General features: G+C 76.5%; 1 pseudogene. It reads right to left on the bottom strand.

The features are described from left to right. Positions 1 to 99 precede the first annotated feature (99 nt). A pseudogene (locus FOE67_RS27095) lies at positions 100 to 906 on the bottom strand (carbon-nitrogen hydrolase family protein); the annotation flags it as partial. Between the last annotated feature and the right edge of the window lie 3 nt (positions 907 to 909).

The raw sequence follows: 909 nt of genomic DNA, 5'->3' as shown, positions 1-909 counted from the left end.
GTGTGCCCCCGACTGTCCCCTCGACCGGACGGTCGGGCCGGGAACGGCAGCCGGCCCGACCGTCCGGTCGAGGGGACAGTCGGGGGCACACCCCGGGGGATAGAGATCGGGGCGGCGGTCCTCCAGGTAGGGGGTGACGCGGCGGGCCTCCGCCGTCGCCCCCGGGTCGACCTCCGCGAAGAGCAGTTCCCCGTCCTCCCCCGCCCGGGCCGGGACGCTCCCGTCCGGCGCGGCCAGACAACTCAGGCCGACGAACCGGAGGTCGCCCTCCACTCCGCAGCGGTTGACGTAGGCGATGTGGATCCCGTTCTCCGCCGCCCGGACGGGCACCAGGTGCCGGGCCACGAAGTCGTGGGGGGCCATCAGCGCGGTGGGCACCAGCAGCAGTTCGGTGCCGGCCAGGGCGTGGGCGCGCACCGCCTCGGGGAACTCCACGTCGTAGCAGATCAGCAGACCGACCCGGAGGCCGTGCAGCTCCGCCCCGACCACCGGACGGTCACCGGCGACGAAGACCTCCCGCTCCCACTCCCCGTACAGGTGCGTCTTGCGGTACTCCGCGAGCGTCGCGCCGTCGGGTCCGGTCAGTCGGACGGTGTTGTGGACGACCTGCCCGGAGAGCTCCGGGCGCCCGTGCGCGATCGCCACCCCGTGCCGGGCCGCGATCCGGGCGACCGCGCGATCGGTGGGGCCGTCGGCGGGCTCGGCGAGGTCGGGGAGACGGTCGCCGAGGACGTACCCGGTCATCGACAGCTCGGAGCCGACCAGGAGCGCCGCGCCGCCCGCGGCGGCCCGTTCCGCGGCGTCCTCCAGCGCGGCGAGGGCCGCCTCCCGGGAGGCGGGGACCCCAGCGGGCCCCTGGGCCAGGGCCAGACGCAGGGCGGGTCGTTCGGGGGTGGCGAGGGGCACGGC

Origin of the sequence: Streptomyces calidiresistens, assembly GCF_014141525.1 — a bacterium.
GTDB lineage: Bacteria > Actinomycetota > Actinomycetes > Streptomycetales > Streptomycetaceae > Streptomyces > Streptomyces calidiresistens.
The sequence above is the reverse complement of the archived record's forward strand: the minus strand, read 5'-3'. Positions and strand labels throughout refer to the sequence as shown.